At 70.4% G+C, this 14513-nt stretch carries 16 protein-coding genes; 5 read left to right on the forward strand and 11 right to left on the reverse strand.

The window, feature by feature from the left end; translation table 11 throughout:
• Positions 1–241 precede the first annotated feature (241 nt).
• Genes BZG35_RS01650 through BZG35_RS01670 form a run of 5 tightly spaced genes read right to left on the reverse strand, consistent with a single transcriptional unit; the run spans position 242 to position 4849 of the window.
• Positions 242–724: a phasin family protein gene (locus tag BZG35_RS01650; protein ID WP_077354053.1), complete on the reverse strand. Its 483-nt coding sequence runs from the start codon at positions 722–724 to the stop codon at positions 242–244.
• A gap of 23 nt (positions 725–747) precedes the next feature.
• A complete protein-coding gene (locus BZG35_RS01655; RefSeq protein ID WP_077354054.1) occupies positions 748–1500 on the reverse strand; it encodes a creatininase family protein in 753 nt (250 codons plus the stop codon).
• A 45-nt stretch (positions 1501–1545) separates the two neighbouring features.
• Positions 1546–2142 (reverse strand): TetR/AcrR family transcriptional regulator, encoded by a 597-nt coding sequence (locus tag BZG35_RS01660; protein WP_077354055.1) that lies wholly within the window; start codon positions 2140–2142, stop codon positions 1546–1548.
• Complete coding sequence (locus BZG35_RS01665; protein ID WP_077354056.1) at positions 2142–3740, reverse strand: DHA2 family efflux MFS transporter permease subunit; 1599 nt, start codon at positions 3738–3740, stop codon at positions 2142–2144. Before BZG35_RS01665 ends, BZG35_RS01660 begins: the two co-directional genes overlap by 1 nt.
• Positions 3737–4849, reverse strand: a complete 1113-nt coding sequence (locus tag BZG35_RS01670; RefSeq protein WP_077354057.1) for an HlyD family secretion protein — start codon at positions 4847–4849, stop codon at positions 3737–3739. Before BZG35_RS01670 ends, BZG35_RS01665 begins: the two co-directional genes overlap by 4 nt.
• Positions 4850–4975: 126 nt before the next feature.
• Here BZG35_RS01670 and BZG35_RS01675 point away from each other — a divergent pair, with 126 nt between their 5' ends.
• Positions 4976–6286, forward strand: coding sequence for an NAD(P)/FAD-dependent oxidoreductase (locus tag BZG35_RS01675; RefSeq protein ID WP_077354058.1), 1311 nt, complete (start codon positions 4976–4978; stop codon positions 6284–6286).
• A complete protein-coding gene (gene nth, locus BZG35_RS01680; protein WP_150126103.1) occupies positions 6273–7019 on the forward strand; it encodes an endonuclease III in 747 nt (248 codons plus the stop codon). The genes BZG35_RS01675 and nth overlap by 14 nt, the downstream gene beginning before the upstream one ends.
• On the opposite strand, the gene BZG35_RS01685 is transcribed toward nth, so the two are convergent.
• The 3 genes from BZG35_RS01685 to BZG35_RS01695 all read right to left on the reverse strand — a co-directional run bounded on the left by BZG35_RS01685 (position 7016) and on the right by BZG35_RS01695 (position 9722).
• Entirely contained in the window at positions 7016–8071 is a 1056-nt protein-coding gene (locus BZG35_RS01685; protein WP_077354060.1) for a serine hydrolase, read from the reverse strand. The genes nth and BZG35_RS01685 overlap by 4 nt on opposite strands.
• A 71-nt stretch (positions 8072–8142) precedes the next feature.
• A complete protein-coding gene (locus tag BZG35_RS01690; RefSeq protein WP_253189232.1) occupies positions 8143–9045 on the reverse strand; it encodes a RimK family alpha-L-glutamate ligase in 903 nt (300 codons plus the stop codon).
• The gene (locus tag BZG35_RS01695; RefSeq protein WP_150125885.1) at positions 9018–9722 is read right to left on the reverse strand and encodes a DUF3108 domain-containing protein; all 705 of its coding nucleotides are present in this window, start codon (positions 9720–9722) and stop codon (positions 9018–9020) included. The genes BZG35_RS01690 and BZG35_RS01695 overlap by 28 nt, the downstream gene beginning before the upstream one ends.
• A 109-nt stretch (positions 9723–9831) precedes the next feature.
• Between BZG35_RS01695 and BZG35_RS01700 the strand changes: the two genes are divergently transcribed.
• On the forward strand, positions 9832–10839 hold the full coding sequence (locus tag BZG35_RS01700; RefSeq protein ID WP_077354062.1) for an adenosine kinase: 1008 nt from the start codon (positions 9832–9834) through the stop codon (positions 10837–10839).
• Here the strand turns inward: BZG35_RS01700 and BZG35_RS01705 are convergent.
• From BZG35_RS01705 to BZG35_RS01715, 3 genes are read right to left on the reverse strand one after another with little or no spacing between them, the layout of a single operon-like run.
• Positions 10836–11417 (reverse strand): Smr/MutS family protein, encoded by a 582-nt coding sequence (locus BZG35_RS01705; protein WP_077354063.1) that lies wholly within the window; start codon positions 11415–11417, stop codon positions 10836–10838. The two genes, BZG35_RS01700 and BZG35_RS01705, sit on opposite strands and share 4 nt — an antisense overlap.
• A 3-nt stretch (positions 11418–11420) precedes the next feature.
• Positions 11421–11657, reverse strand: a complete 237-nt coding sequence (locus BZG35_RS01710; protein WP_077354064.1) for a helix-turn-helix transcriptional regulator — start codon at positions 11655–11657, stop codon at positions 11421–11423.
• Entirely contained in the window at positions 11657–12271 is a 615-nt protein-coding gene (locus BZG35_RS01715; RefSeq protein WP_077354065.1) for a DUF2975 domain-containing protein, read from the reverse strand. Before BZG35_RS01715 ends, BZG35_RS01710 begins: the two co-directional genes overlap by 1 nt.
• 481 nt (positions 12272–12752) lie before the next feature.
• Between BZG35_RS01715 and rdgB the strand changes: the two genes are divergently transcribed.
• Positions 12753–13355, forward strand: coding sequence for an RdgB/HAM1 family non-canonical purine NTP pyrophosphatase (gene rdgB / locus BZG35_RS01720; RefSeq protein ID WP_077354066.1), 603 nt, complete (start codon positions 12753–12755; stop codon positions 13353–13355).
• Positions 13348–14511: a radical SAM family heme chaperone HemW gene (hemW, locus tag BZG35_RS01725; protein ID WP_077354067.1), complete on the forward strand. Its 1164-nt coding sequence runs from the start codon at positions 13348–13350 to the stop codon at positions 14509–14511. Before rdgB ends, hemW begins: the two co-directional genes overlap by 8 nt.
• Positions 14512–14513: the final 2 nt, after the last annotated feature.

The following is a 14513-nucleotide window of genomic DNA, read 5'->3' on the forward strand; positions in this document are numbered from 1 at the left end:
CGGCAGGTTCATCACAAAGGGCACGAAGAGAACCACAAAGGACACCAAGGGGTTGAGCCGTATTGAGGAAGATGCCTTCGGATGCGGCGTACGCCGCATTCAGTCCGGTCGCGTGCGGGCCCGGTCATGGCAACCTCGCAGGACCCGTCGTGCGCTTTGTGCCTTCCTTTGTGCCCTTTGTGATGAACCCGTCGACGCCGAGCAAAAACGCGACGGCGCATCCACGCGAACGGGGGAAGGTCTAGCGCTTCAGGCGCGCCGCATTGGCGACGGCGGCCGAGTGGATCGGGGCCAGGGCGTCGGCCTGGGCCTTCAGCAGTTCGGTGTTCAGGGTCAGCATCTGGCCGGCGGCCCGGCCCCACCAGGCGACGGCATAGTCATAATGGGCGGTGGCGGCGGCCTGGGGCGAGCCGGCGGCCGCGATGCGGGCGGCGGCCTGCTGGGCGTGGGCCACCTCGTCCAGGGCGGACTGGGACACGCGGGCGGCGAGGTCGCCCAGATTGTCCGTCATGGCATGGGCCGAGGCGGTCAGGGCCTCGACCTTTTCGGACCCCATCAGCGACATCTCGCGCATGTCCGCCTGCATCGGATTGGCCAGGCCCTCGGCCATGATCGTCAGTCGGGCGGCGATGACATCCGAGGCGGCGCGCAGCATCTCGCCGCCGTTGGCGGCATTGGACTCCGCCGAGTGGCTATGGCGGGCGGTCTCGTCGGGCGTGGTCATCGGACCGGCTTGGGCCCCTTTGGTCAGGCGGGCAAGGGTTCGTTGGCGAAGGCGGCGACGTCCTTCAGCAGGGCGGGCACGGCGGCGTCGATGATGCGGCGGCCCTTTTCCGGGCTGGCCTGGCCGGGATCGGAGCCGATGCGGCCGTCCGGGAAGCGGGCGCGATAGTCGGCGGCGTCGCGGATCGGGCCGCTGGGCGCGATCCGGGGGCTGTAGGCGGCCGTCTTAATCCGCTCGGGCCAGGCGGCCTGGGTGACGGCGATCTCGGACGGGGTGGCGTGCATGCCGTGGCCGGTCGGGAACAGCGAATTACACAGCCCCATCACGCCTGGCAGGTCCCACCAGTTGCGCAGCTTCAGCACGAAGGGGGCGGGCTCCTCGGCGAAGGACCATTCGGCATAGAGCTCGGAGAAGGTCGCCTCGATGGTGGCGACATTGCCGCCGTGGCCGTTCAGGAAATAGATGTGGTCGAAGCCGTGCCGGTTCAGGGATGACACCCAGTCCGTGATCGCGGCCATGAAGGTCGAGGGGCGCAGGGAGATGGTGCCGGCGAAGCCGAGGTGATGCTGGGCCATGCCGATGTTGAAGGTGGGGGCGACGATCAGGCCGTCGTCGGTCTTCTCGGCCGCCTGGGCGATGATCTCGGGGCACATCCAGTCGGTGCCCAGCAGGCCGGTGGGGCCGTGCTGCTCGTTGGAGCCGATGGGGATGAGGATGGTCTTTGTGGTGTTCAGCCGCGCCTCGATCTCGGGCCAGGCGGAATAGGCGATCAGCATAAGAGGGCACTCCGGACAGACGTTTCGCTGTGTAGGCGCATCGGCTCAGACTGCGAAGGCCCGCAGGTAGCGCTGGGCCGTCTCGCGGGCGCGGGCGGGGATGTCGATGGCGCGGGCTTCCTCGATGCCCAGGATGCCGCGCAGGTGGCCATGGCCCATGGTCATGCCGACGAACATCTCGGCGGCGAGCTCGGGGTCGGGGACGCGGATCAGGCCCTGGCGGTCCTGCTCGGCCAGCCACAGGGCCAGGCGGCGCAGGCTCTCGCCCGGTCCGGCGTGATAGACGGCCTCGGCCAGGTCGGGGGCCTGGGGCGACATCAGGGCCACGCCGCGCATGGACACGCGGCCGTCGGCGCTGCACAGCTTGGCCAGCATGGACTCGGCCAGGGCGGTCAGGACGGTCAGGGGGTCGCCCCCGGCCCGCAGCGGCGCCGTGATCAGGTCGGAGCGGCGCTCGGCCAGGGCGCGACCGATCTCCACCTTCGACCCGTAGCGGTTGTAGAGCGTCTGTTTCGACACCCCAGCGCGCCGGGCGATCGCGTCCATCGAGGCGGCGGCCCCCTTTTCGGCGAACAGGGCGGAGGCGGCGTCCAGAATGGCCTCCGACTTGCGTTCGTCGATCTGGCCGACGACCCGGGCCATCAGTGGGCGTCCGCGGGGGGAGGGGTGCCGGTGCCCGGCCTGACCGGCTTGGCCAGCAGGGTGACGAAACCGGCGACCGCGCAGCCGATCGCCAGCAGGGCGAAGGCGTCGCCGAACGCCAGGGTGGTCGCCTGGCGGAGCAGAATGCCGTGGACCGCCTGCATCGCCGCGCCTTGCGGATCGATGGAGCCGGACATGCGCTCGGCCATGCCGGCCAGCATGTCCTGCATGCCGGTGCTGGTGACGCTGATGCGGCTGGTCAGCTCGCCCATGTGGATGGCGGTGTTGGTCGTCAGGGAGGTGTTCAGATAGGCCAGGCCGAAGGCTCCGCCGACGTTGCGGAACAGGTTCACCAGGCCCGAGGCGTTCTTGACCATGTGCGGGGGCATCGTCGACATGGTCACCTGCTGGGCCGCGATCATGGCCAGCATGATGCCGGATCCGCGCAGGGCCTGCACCCCCGCGAACTGCCAGAAACCCCATTCGGGCGTGACGGCATGGGCGTCCCACATGCCCCAGGCCGCCATCATGAAACCCCCGAACATCAGGATGCGCAGGTCCAGCACCCGCACCAGCCGTCCGGCGAAGGGACCCGTGGCGAACATGGCCAGGCCCGAGACGACCATGGTGGTGCCCACCTCGGCCGGGGAATAGTCGCGCACCCGGGCCAGGAACAACGGCAGCAGGAAGGTGCCGCCGAACAGGGCGGCTCCCACCGTGAAGGTCATGAAGGTGCCGACCAGGAAGTTGCGGTTGTTGAAGGCCCGCAGCTCGACCACGGGATTCCAGTAGCGCAGCGAGCGCCAGACGAAGGCGGGCCCGCACAGCAGGGCGACCACGGCCAGCAGCAGGATGGAGTCGTCGGCGAACCAGTCGTTCTTGGAGCCCTCCTCCAGCACGAACTGCAGGCTCATCAGGAAGGTGGCCATCAGGCCGAGGCCCAGCCAGTCGAATCCCTTGGACAGGCTGGGATCGCCCTTGTCGAAATTGGCGTAGCGCCAGACCAGGAAGAAGGACAGCAGGCCGAAAGGCACGTTGATGAAGAACAGCCAGCGCCAGCTCAGCGCCTCGGTCAGGTGGCCGCCCAGGGTCGGGCCGATGGTGGGGGCCAGGGTCACGATCAGGCCGATGAAGACCGAGGCGGTGACGCGCTTGGCGGGCGGAAAGGCGGTGAAGGCCACGGCGAAGACGGTCGGGATCATGGCCCCGCCGACGAAGCCCTGGATGGCGCGAAAGAAGATCATCACCTCGACCGAGGACGACAGGCCCACGGCGATGCTCATCAGGACGAAGCCGCCGCAGCTCATCAGGAACACCCGCTGGGTGCCCCACAGGCGGGACAGATAACCCGACAGGGGGATCATCACGACCTCGGGGATCAGATAGGCGGTCTGGATCCAGCTGATCTCGTCGGCCGAGGCCCCGATGCCGGACTGGATCTGGGGCAGGGAGGCGGCGACGATCTGGATGTCGAGGATGGCCATGAACTGGCCGATCACCATCCCCGCGAACCCCAGGATCAGCAGGGTCCAGTTGATCTGCGGCTCGGCCTGGGCCGGGGCGGCGGGCGGCGCACCGTCGAGGGTGGCGGCGGTCATTGGGTGGCCGAGGTCCCGGCGTCGGCCAGACGGGTCGGGCCGGTGGCGGCTTGTGCGAAGCTGTCGCCGCCCGCGCTCTTCAGATCGACCTTGACCTCGACCGAGAGGCCGGGCCGCAGGGCCGCGCCGCCGTTGGCGTGATCGACCAGGATGCGCACCGGGATGCGCTGGGTGATCTTGGTGAAGTTGCCGGTGGCGTTCTCGACCGGGATCAGGGCGAACTCGGAGCCGGTGGCGGGGGCGAAGCTGTCGATGCGGCCCGTCAGGTCCTGGCCGGGGAAGGCGTCGGCCGAGATGTGGACCGTCTGGCCGAGCCGCAGCCGGTCCAGCTGGGTCTCCTTGAAGTTGGCGACGACATAGGTGTCGCCGAGCGGCACCAGGGACAGCAGCTGCCCACCGGGGCGGACATACTGGCCGGCGCGGACGCCGCGGGCACCCACGACGCCGGCGGCCGGGGCACGGATGACGGTGCGGTCCAGATTGGTGCGGGCCAGGTCGACCTGGGCGCGGGCCTGTTCGACGGCGGCCAGGCTCTGGCTGCGGGTCGAGCCCAGAACCCCGGCGGTGCGCTGTTCGGCGACCAGGGCGGCCTGGGCCTCGGCGACCGAGGCGGCGGCGGTCTGGGCCCCGGCCTGTTCGGTCTCGATCCGCTGCTGCGAGACCCAGCCCTGTTTCTGCAGGGTCGAATAGCGCTGGACCTGGGACTGGGCGAGGTCGGCCTGGGCGCGGGCCTGGGCGACGCCGGCGGCGCGCGAGGCGATCAGGGCCTGTTCCTGGGCCGCGCGGGCATCGACATTGTCGACCGCGGCCAGCAGGGCGGCCAGATTGGCCTCGGCCTGGGCCAGCTGGGCCCGGGCGTCGGCGTCGTCGAGACGGACCAGGATCTGGCCCCGTTCGACGCGCTGGTTGTCCTGGACCAGGACCTCGGCGACGTAGCCGTCGATCTGGGGGCTGACCAGGGTGGTGTCGGCCTGGACGAAGGCGTTGTCGGTGGCCTCCCAGCGCTGCTTGTTGGTCCACCACAGGCCGCCGCCGACGATCAGGCCGACGGCGACGACCCCGCCGACGATCAGCGGCAGGCGTTTCTTGAAGGCGGGAGCGAGGGCCATGGGAAGACTCTGAACAGCGCGAGCGGGAGGGGCGGGGAAGATGCGTTAAATGGACCGTATCGTCCAATAATCAATAAGCCATCACCGGTTCTTTGAACACGTCGTGTTTCGGGGCATTCCAGGCGCATGACCGCCTCCATCCGCCTGCCCTCGTCCATCGATGTCGCCGTGATCGGGGCGGGGGCCGCCGGGCTGGCGGCGGGGCGACGCCTGGCGGCGGCCGGGGTGGACTGCGTGGTGCTGGAGGCGCGCGACCGGATCGGCGGGCGGGCGCATACGGTGGAGCGCGACGGCTTCGGGCTGGATATGGGCTGCGGCTGGCTGCATTCGGCCGATGCGAACCCGCTGGTCGGCCTGGCTCAGGCGGCCCGGTTCACCGTCGACGACACTCCGCCGCCCTGGCAGCAGCAGGCCTTCGACCTGGGCCTGAGCCGGGCCGAACAGGCGCAGCTGGGCGAAGCCTTTGAAGCCTTCGGCGCGCGGGTGGCCGAGGCGGCGGCCGCAGGGCAAGACCGGCCGGCCTCGGACCTGTTCGTGGCCGGCGAACGCTGGAACGGCCTGATCGACGCCATCAGCGGGGCGCTGAACGGGGCGACGTTCGCCGAGGTCTCGACCCTGGACTATGACGCCTATGCGGACACGGGGGCGAACCTGCGGGTCGTCGAGGGCTATGGCACGCTGGTCGCCGCCCTGGGGCACGCGGTGCCGGTGGTGCTGAACGCCCCGGTGTCGCGGATCGACCGGCGCGGGCCCGTGATCAAGATCGAGACGGCCCGGGGCATGATCGAGGCGAAGGCGGTGATCCTGACCCTGCCGACCTCGGTGCTGGCGGGCGAGGCGGTGCGGTTCGATCCGCCGCTGCCCGACCTGATCGAGGCGGCGGCGGGGGCGCCGCTGGGGCTGGCGTCCAAGCTGCACATGACGGTGGACGGGGCCGAGGACTTCCCGATCGACAGCCAGCTGTGGGGCCGGACCGACACGGCCCAGACCGGGGGCTATCATCTTCGGCCGTTCGGGCGGCCGATGATCGAGGCCTATTTCGGCGGCGACCTGGCCTGGGGGCTGGAGGTGGGGGGCGAGGCGGCCTTCCTCGATTTTGCGGCCAGCGAACTGTCCGACCTGCTGGGGTCCAGCTTCCGGCGGCGGATCCGGCCGGTGGCGACCTCCCTGTGGGGTGCGGACGTGTTTGCGCGAGGGGCCTATTCGCATGTGCTGCCGGGGCAGGGCGATCCGGACAGTGGCGCCCGGGCGCGGCTGGCGCGGCCGGTCGAGGACCGGATCTTCGTGGCCGGCGAGGCGACGTCGAAGGCCTTCTACGGCACGGCCCACGGGGCCTGGGCCGAGGGCGAGCGGGCGGCGGTCGAGGCCATCGTGGCGCTGGGGGTGGATCCGCGCCTGTCGTCGGTCCCGGAGGATGACGGAGATCGGGGTGGTTAAGTCGGTTAAGGTCAAAGCGAAGGCCAAGGCCGCGCCCGCCCGCAAGCCCGGCAGCGTGATGACCGGGGCACCGATCCCGATCTTCGCCTGGCCGCCGGACGAGGATCGGGTCGAGGACATCTTCGCGCGCCTGGCCCGGATCATGCCCGAGCCCAGGACCGAGCTGACGTTCCAGGACCCCTTCACCCTGGTGGTGGCCGTCGCCCTCTCGGCCCAGGCGACCGACGTCTCGGTCAACAAGGCCACGGAAAAGCTGTTCGCCGTCGCCGACACGCCGGCGAAGATGCTGGCGCTCGGGGAGGAGGGGCTGGTGCCCTATATCGCCTCGATCGGCCTGTACCGGGGCAAGGCGAAGAACGTCATCGCCCTGAGCCGCATCATCCTGGAGCGGCATGGTGGGGTGACGCCGCTGAACCGGGCCGATCTGCAGGCCCTGCCGGGGGTGGGCCGAAAGACCGCCAGCGTGGTGCTGAACGAGCTGGGGATCGAGCCGGCCATCGCCGTGGACACCCATGTGTTCCGCGTTTCGCACCGGCTGGGCCTGGCCAATGCGGCGACGGCCGACAAGGTCGAGGACCAGTTGCATAAGGTGGTGCCCGGGGCGTTCCTGCCCAAGGCGCACCACTGGCTGATCCTGCACGGCCGCTACACCTGCACGGCGCGGAAGCCCAACTGCCCCGGCTGTCCGGTCTCGGACCTGTGCCCGGCGCGGGGACTGATGGCCGGTCTCTAGGCCCCGCGTTCGGCGGCGGGGATGAAGCCGTCGGCCAGCAGGGCGTGCAGGCGCTGGACGTGGCCGTCGCGCTGTTCGACCGGCGACGGGTCCGAGGTCATGACCACGGTCAGGTTCAGGCCGGGCACCACGAAGACCATCTGGCCGCCATAGCCCCAGGCATAGAAGACGTCGTGGCCGCCCGCCTGGCGGATCCACCAGCCATAGCCGTGGCCGTCGCCGGTGTAGCGCGAGCTGCCGCGCGGCTCCCACGAGGTCTGGACCCAGCCCTTGGGAAGGACGCGTTGGCCCTGATGCAGGCCGTCGTTGCGGTACAGCTCGCCGAAGGCCAGCAGGGCGCGGGGCGACAGGCGCATGTCGTTGCCGCCGAAATAGATGCCCTGCGGATCGGCGGGCCAGCTGGGGATGGTGATGCCCAGGGGCTCGCCAAGATAGTCGCGGGCCAGTTCGAGGGTGGACCGGCCCGAGGCGCGGGTCAGAACGGCCGAGGTCAGGTGGGAGGTGCCGGTCGAATAGATCAGGGTGCCGCCGGGATCGCTCTCAAAGGGGCGGGCCAGGGCGTGGCGGACCCAGTTCGGACTGGAGACCCAGGCCCCGTAATTGGCCCCGGAGGTCGAGCCCAGGCCGGCGCGCATTGACAGCAGATGGCCGATCGTGAGGGTGGCCAGTCGGGGATCGGGGTTGGCCGGGAAGCGGTCGGACAGGAAGGGGGCCACCGGCTGGTCCACGCCGGTCAGGATCCCTCGCCCGATGGCGACCTCCGCGACAGCCGTCAGGACCGATTTGGAGGCGGACTTGATGTTGACCGGGACGTCCAGCCCCGGCCCGCGGAACACTTGGTCGGCCAGCACCTGTCCATCGCGCGCGACGATCAGGGCATGGAGCCGAGGCAGGGTGCCGGCCTGGGCCAGGGCGGCGGCCGAGATGGCCGGGTCCAGTCCCTGGGTCGGCGGCGTGGGAATGGCGGTGGGTCCGGCCTGACCGCAGGCGGCCAAGGGCCCACCGGCGACGGCGAGACCGAGGCCGCCGGCGAGGAAATGTCTGCGTTGCATGCGGATCGAACCATCCGCCACCGGCCCGGTTGCGACCGGCGGCGTCTCGTCGCAGGTCTGCGGGTGGCCTGTCAGGTGCCGGTGTCGAGGCGGGCCCGGACCGCTTCGGCGAACATCCGGCCGCGATCGGGAGCCTCGCCCAGATAGAAGTCGGGCTCGATCAGCTCGGCCTCCATCAGCACCCAGCCGGCGGCGGTCTCGACCATGTCGATGCGGCCGTACAGGAGGGGCTCTTCGATGGCCGTCAGCACCCGTTCGGCCAGGGCGACGGCGGCGGCCGGGGGCTCGGGCAGGTGGACGTACTGGCCGCCGTACTGGGACTGGATGCGGAAATCGCCGGCCCTGGCGCGCTTGTTGACCGCGTGGCTGAGCCGCCCGCCGAAGAACAGCAGCGACAGTTCGCCGGCCGCGACCAGCTCGGGCAGGAAGGGCTGGATCATGGCGGCCCCGGGGGGCGCATCGGTCAGGGTCTGGCCGCGCGACAGGCGGCTGGTCTTCCAGGCCCCGCCCGAGACCGTCGGCTTGACGATCAGGGTGTCGGTGCCGAACCGGTCGAAGGCGGCCTCGACCAGGTCCTGGGTGGCCTGGTCGGTCCACTGCGTCGGCGGGATCGGGACGCCGGCCGCTTCCAGCCGGCGCAGATAGGATTTGTCCGAGTTCCAGCCCAGCACGGACGCCGGATTGGCGATCCGCACACCGGCCTCGCCCCACAGTCGGGTGGCCGCGCGCCAGTCAGCGGGGCGCTCATAATAGCCCCAGGTCAGGACGCCGAGGACCAGTGGATAGTCCATCAGGCCCGAGGCGTCGTGGATATGGTCGGTCCAGGCCGTCGGGACGGCGGTGACGTCCGCCAGGGCCAGGGCGCTGGACAGGCGGTCCAGCACGACGGGCCAGTGGCTCTTGTAAGCCGGGTCGTCGGCGGCGGGCGTCAGGACGGCGATCGGGGTCAGGGTCGGGTTTCCAGGGTTGAACAATCGCCGCCGAGGGCCTGCGATCCTTGCGCCGCCGTATGGCTCAATTCGCGGTTGCCCGCCTTGGAAATCCGATAGGTCAGGGCGCGGTTTTCGTCAGGGCCCGCCTGTACCACCCAGGCCTCGACCGGGCCATCGGGGGTGCGGACGGTCTCCGATCCGGTGACCTGGACCGAAAAGGCCCCGAACCCCTTGTCGTACTGCCAGTAGGGCAGGGTGAAGGTCGCCCCCTCGGCCAGGGGCAGGGCGGCGAAGGTCAGGCCGTACAGATTGCCCTCCCACACCGGGCCGGTCAGGGGCACGTCGATCGGGGTGGAGACGCCGTTGGTGATCGTCTCGCCGGTGATCCGGTCCGGGCTGTAGGTCGCCCGGACGTGGACCTGGCCCTGGCGGGTGTTGACCAGGGAGAGGGGGCGCAGGCTGGCCGCCTCCAGCACGAACGCGTCGCGCATGTCGAAGGCCCCGCCGTTGACCGACTGATGCACCACAACGCGGAGCACGGGCTGGCCGTCGACGGTGTCGCGCTCGGTGGTCTGCCAGGTCACGCCGACCGGGGTCGAGGTGCCGGCGCGGGTCATGCTGAGCACATAGCATTTGCGCTCCTCGCTAAGCCGCCCGCCGTCGGGCACGACCGTCGGGGCGGCGGTCTGGAGGGCGAGGGCGGCGATGAGGGTCAGCATGGCGATCTCCGGCAAGGCTTTGACCGTCGAGCGTCGGCCCGGCCGGAGCAAGTGAAGCTTCGGTAATGCGCCCTCTGGCGTCCCCCTGCTCCGCCCGCTATGGGGCCTGATGACCCAGAACGCCCCCACCCACGACGTCTGCGCCGTCGGCAACGCCATCGTCGATGTCCTCAGCCCCTGCGACGACGCCTTCCTGGCCGCCCAGGCCCTGACCGCCGGCTCGATGCAGCTGGTGGACGAGGCCCAGAGCGCGACCCTCTATGACGCCATGGCTCCGGGCGTGGAGGCGTCGGGCGGCTCGGCCGGCAATACGGTGGCAGGCGTCGGCAGCTTCGGCGGCCGGGCGGCCTATATCGGCAAGGTCGCGCCCGACACCCTGGGCGAGGTCTTCAGCCACGACATCCGCGCCGCGGGCGTCCACTTCGACACGCCGGTGCTGGAAGGCGGCGCTGGAACGGGCCGCTGCCTGATCAACGTCACGCCGGACGGCCAGCGCACGATGTGCACCTTCCTGGGCGCCGCCAACCAGCTGGGCACGGCCGATATCGACGCCGATCTGATCGCGGCCAGCGCCATCGTCTATCTGGAGGGCTATCTGTTCGACCCGGCCCCGGCCCGCGCCGCCTTCGAAGCCGCCGCCGCCGCCGCCCACGCGGCCGGCCGCAAGGTCGCCATCACCCTGTCGGACACCTTCGTCGTCGCCCGCTGGCGCGCCGAGCTGCTGGCCTTCATCGAGGCCTCGGCCGACATCGTCCTAGCCAATGAAGGCGAGCTGGCCGCCCTGTTCGAGACCGAGGATTTCGACGCGGCGGCGGATCGGCTGGCGTCGATGGTCGAGATCGCGGCCATCACCCGGGGCGAGCACGGCTCGGTGATCCTCTCGGGCGACGAGCGGGTGTCGGTCGCCGCCTATCCGGTCGACAAGGTGATCGACACCACGGGGGCGGGCGACCAGTACGCCGCCGGCTTCCTGCTGGGGGTCGCGCGTGGCCTGACGCTGGAACAGTCCGGCAAGCTCGGCTCCCTCGCGGCGTCCGAGGTCATCGCCCACTGGGGGCCTCGTCCGATGGTCCGCCTGGCCGACCTGGCGGCCGAGCATGGGCTGGCCCTCAACTAGCGCTTCTTGAGCGTCACATAGATGGCCCCGTCGCCGCCGTGGCGGCGGTGGGCCATGGCGAAGCCGGAGACGACGCCGCGCAGGGCATGACCCTGAAGCCATTCGTGGATCGAGGCGCGGATGATGCCGCCGCCCCGGCGACCTTGTCCGGTCACCACCAGCACCGCCCTCAGGCCCCGCGCCTGGGACGCGGCGAGAAACGCCCTCAGTTGGTCCTCGGCCTCGAACCGGCCGAAGCCGTGCAGGTCGATAGAGGCCTCGATCGGATCGCGCTCGCGCGACAGCCGTCGCTGGCGGCGGGGTTCCAGCTCTTCCGGAACGGCGCGCGGGGGGATCGGCAGGGCGCGAGGCGTGGCTGCGGCGATGCTCCGGATCTTGGTCGAGGGCTTGGCGGCCATCGGGCCGGGCGGGCGCGGGGCGGGCTTGACCGTCTCGGGCTTCAGCGGTTCATCGGGCAGGAGGGCCCCGGGGGTGACCCGCGCGGCCTTGCGCGTCCTGGGCGGCGTCACCGTGCCCGACACCCGGGCCCAGATGCGGCGGTCTTCGACGGTCAGGTCCGGGGGCGGTCGCCGTGCCACGGCTCAGGCCTCGTCGCCGTCGTCGGCGTCGGGCGGGCCGGGCTCATAGACCAGCAGGTCGCCCGGCTGGCAGTCCAGCTCGCGGCACAGGGCGTAGAGGGTCGAGAACCGCACGGCCCGGGCCTTGCCGGTCTTCAGGATCGACAGATTGGCCAGGGTCACCCCGACCCGGTCGGCCAGCTCGGTCAGCGACATGCGCCGCGCCAGCAGCATGCGGTCCAGTTGCACGCGGATCGCCATCAGATGGTCAGCTCCGACTCGCGGCGCAGACGGGCCCCCTCTCGGAAGACCTCGGCCAGGACGAAGACCACCAGAACGGAGAACACCGGGGTCAGAAGCTCGCCGAGGCCCTGGGGATCCATGACCCCGGGGGCCAGGCGGGCGGCCACCATGCCCTGGGCCAGCCAGACGCCGGCGGTGACGACGGCCAGGATCAGCCCGACCTGACGCAGGCGCCGCACGTTCTCGGGCTGGAACGGATCGCCCAGGGTCAGGGTGCGGAAGATCTTGCGAAGGTTTCGCAGGATCAGCAGGAAGCCGCCGAAATAGGCGGAAAAGGCCCCCACGCCGAACAGGACCAGGGCGCGGGTCAGCGGCTGTTGCGTGCCGCCGTCGTCGCTGGTGAAGGTGATGTCGTACTGGCTGACGGGGATGAAGATCGCCGCCACGAACAGAAGCAGCAAAACGACCGTGATCAGCATCAGCAGCAGATAGGCGACGTCGAGGGCGATCTTCAACAGGCTGGACACCGAACCGGGACCCAGGGTCTTGAACGGCGTCTGGAATTTCACGCCGAACGGCGGGCGCAGGCGGGGCAGTTTCGACAGGCGGAGATCGGGCCGGTGAAGGGGCATCGCTGAGGCGCTCGGCCGGGACTTAAGGCGCGATGGCCGCGCGGGGTCCGGCGAACCCCGACGCGGTGATCTTCATCGCTCTGGTCTTCAAGGGAAGCCCTTTTCTTTTTATGCGATCCGCGCAGCGACGTTGCGGCGCGCGGAAGAAAGCCTTCTTAGAAAGACTGGACCAGAATGGCCACCAGGGCAGTGGGCAGGGCGGCCAGCAGGGCGGCGTTCACCAGGACGGTGCCGACCTTGTCCATGAAGAGGGAGGCGTTCATCGTGTTCATCGTATTCGTCTTTCGATCCTGAACCGGGTCATTTGTTGCCCGCGTTCTCTAACCACAGGCTTCGATTTGCTCGTTGCGACCAAACCGGGGAACGTCGTGGCTGCCGTTCTTGAGATGATAGATAGGACGTGCCGGGTGACGGGTCACGTTACATATCGTTTAACGATATTAAACTTGAGCAATGAATGGTCTCGGCCAGTGGAGCGTCGATGAAGATGAAGCTTATCAAGGGGATGCGATTGGTCGCAGCGACCCATAACGCGGGCAAGGCGCGGGAAATCCACGCCCTGCTGGACGGGCATTACACGGTGGTCACGGCGGCCGAGCTGAACCTGCCCGAACCGGCCGAGACCGAAGGCACCTTCGTCGGCAACGCCATGCTGAAGGCACGGACCGCAGCGGCGTTCTCGGGCGAGGTCTGCCTGGCGGACGATTCCGGCCTGTCGGTCGCGGCCCTGGACGGGGCCCCGGGCATCTTTTCGGCGCGCTGGGCCGGGCCGGACCGGGATTTCGGCATGGCCATGAGCAAGATCGAGGCGCGGCTCGACGAGCTGGGCGCGCGCGATCGAACCGCCTGGTTCACCTCGGCCCTCGCCGTGGCCTGGCCCGACGGCCCCTGCGTGGTGGTCGATGGTCGGGTCGATGGAGTGGTGACCTTTCCGGCCCGGGGCGACCGCGGCTTCGGCTACGATCCCATCTTCATTCCCGACGGCCATGACCAGACCTTCGGCGAGATGGACCCGGACCGGAAGGACGCCATGAGCCACCGGGCCCGGGCGTTCGACCGGCTGAAGGCCGCCCTGATTGACTGATCCGGTGCCCGACCCGGGCGAGGCCGTGGCGGTCTATGTCCACTGGCCCTATTGCGCCCGCATCTGCCCCTACTGCGACTTCAACGTGGTGCGGGACCGGAGCTGGCGGGCGGAGCAGGCGGTGCTGGTCGAGGCGATCCTGACCGACCTGTCGGCCCAGGCGGCGACGATCGGCGGCCGGCCCCTGGCCTCGATCTTCTTCGGCGGGGGGACGCCGTCGCTGATGCGGTCGGACGACGTGGCGCGGGTGGTGGAGACGGCCAGGACCCTGTTCCGACCCCAAGGGGAGATCGAGATCACCCTGGAGGCCAACCCGACCGATGCCGAGGCGGCGCATTTCGGGGCCTTGCGGGCGGCGGGCGTCAACCGGCTGTCGCTGGGCGTCCAGTCGCTGGACGACGCCGCCCTGGCCTTCCTGGGGCGCAACCATTCGGCCGACGAGGCGCGGCGGGCGATAGACGTGGCGGGATCGGTGTTCGACCGGCTGTCGATCGACCTGATCTATGCCCTGCCCGGTCAGACCGTCGAGGCCTGGGCCGGGGCGCTGCGCGAGGCGGTGGCCCAGGGGTTCGAGCACGTCTCGCCCTATCAGCTGACCATCGAGGCGGCCACGGCCTTTGGCCGGGCCTATGATCGCGGCACCCTGGTCCCGCCGGACGAGGACCGGGCCGCCGACCTGTACGAGGCGACCCAGGCCGTGCTGGGGGCGGCCGGGTTCGAGGCCTATGAGGTGTCGAACCATGCGCGCGGCGTCGCGGCGCGGTCGGCGCACAATCTGCACGTCTGGCGCGGCGGGGACTATCTGGGCGTCGGACCGGGGGCGCATGGGCGGCTGACCCTCGGTGGGGCCCGCACCGCGACCGTCGCCCACCGCCGGATCGCGGCCTATGTGGAGGGCGTGGCGGCGGGCACGCCGTGGTCGGAAAGCCCGATGCTGGATCAACGCGAGGCCGCCGAGGAGCGGGTCCTGCTGGGCCTGCGCACGGTCGAGGGCGTGGCGACGGCGGATCTGGCGGCCCTGGATCTGCCGATGGCCTCGGGGCCGGTCGCAGGCCTGGTCGAGGACGGCTTCGTGCGGATCGAGGCCGGGCGGCTGGCGGCGACGGCGCGGGGTCGGCCGGTGCTGGACGCCGTGCTGAAGGCCCTGCTGACGTGAGG

The sequence above is a fragment of the Brevundimonas sp. LM2 genome (assembly GCF_002002865.1).
In the GTDB taxonomy this organism is placed as follows: domain Bacteria; phylum Pseudomonadota; class Alphaproteobacteria; order Caulobacterales; family Caulobacteraceae; genus Brevundimonas.

Excerpts from the sequence above, each read along its gene's own strand:
- BZG35_RS01685 (WP_077354060.1), bottom strand. The coding sequence starts at position 8,071 with ATGCAACGCAGACATTTCCTCGCCGGCGGCCTCGGTCTCGCCGTCGCC.
- BZG35_RS01655 (WP_077354054.1), bottom strand. The coding sequence starts at position 1,500 with ATGCTGATCGCCTATTCCGCCTGGCCCGAGATCGAGGCGCGGCTGAAC.
- BZG35_RS01665 (WP_077354056.1), bottom strand. The coding sequence starts at position 3,740 with ATGACCGCCGCCACCCTCGACGGTGCGCCGCCCGCCGCCCCGGCCCAG.
- BZG35_RS01670 (WP_077354057.1), bottom strand. The coding sequence starts at position 4,849 with ATGGCCCTCGCTCCCGCCTTCAAGAAACGCCTGCCGCTGATCGTCGGC.
- BZG35_RS01710 (WP_077354064.1), bottom strand. The coding sequence starts at position 11,657 with ATGGCGATCCGCGTGCAACTGGACCGCATGCTGCTGGCGCGGCGCATG.
- BZG35_RS01715 (WP_077354065.1), bottom strand. The coding sequence starts at position 12,271 with ATGCCCCTTCACCGGCCCGATCTCCGCCTGTCGAAACTGCCCCGCCTG.
- BZG35_RS01675 (WP_077354058.1), top strand. The coding sequence starts at position 4,976 with ATGACCGCCTCCATCCGCCTGCCCTCGTCCATCGATGTCGCCGTGATC.
- BZG35_RS01695 (WP_150125885.1), bottom strand. The coding sequence starts at position 9,722 with ATGCTGACCCTCATCGCCGCCCTCGCCCTCCAGACCGCCGCCCCGACG.
- BZG35_RS01660 (WP_077354055.1), bottom strand. The coding sequence starts at position 2,142 with ATGGCCCGGGTCGTCGGCCAGATCGACGAACGCAAGTCGGAGGCCATT.
- BZG35_RS01700 (WP_077354062.1), top strand. The coding sequence starts at position 9,832 with ATGACCCAGAACGCCCCCACCCACGACGTCTGCGCCGTCGGCAACGCC.
- rdgB (WP_077354066.1), top strand. The coding sequence starts at position 12,753 with ATGAAGATGAAGCTTATCAAGGGGATGCGATTGGTCGCAGCGACCCAT.
- BZG35_RS01650 (WP_077354053.1), bottom strand. The coding sequence starts at position 724 with ATGACCACGCCCGACGAGACCGCCCGCCATAGCCACTCGGCGGAGTCC.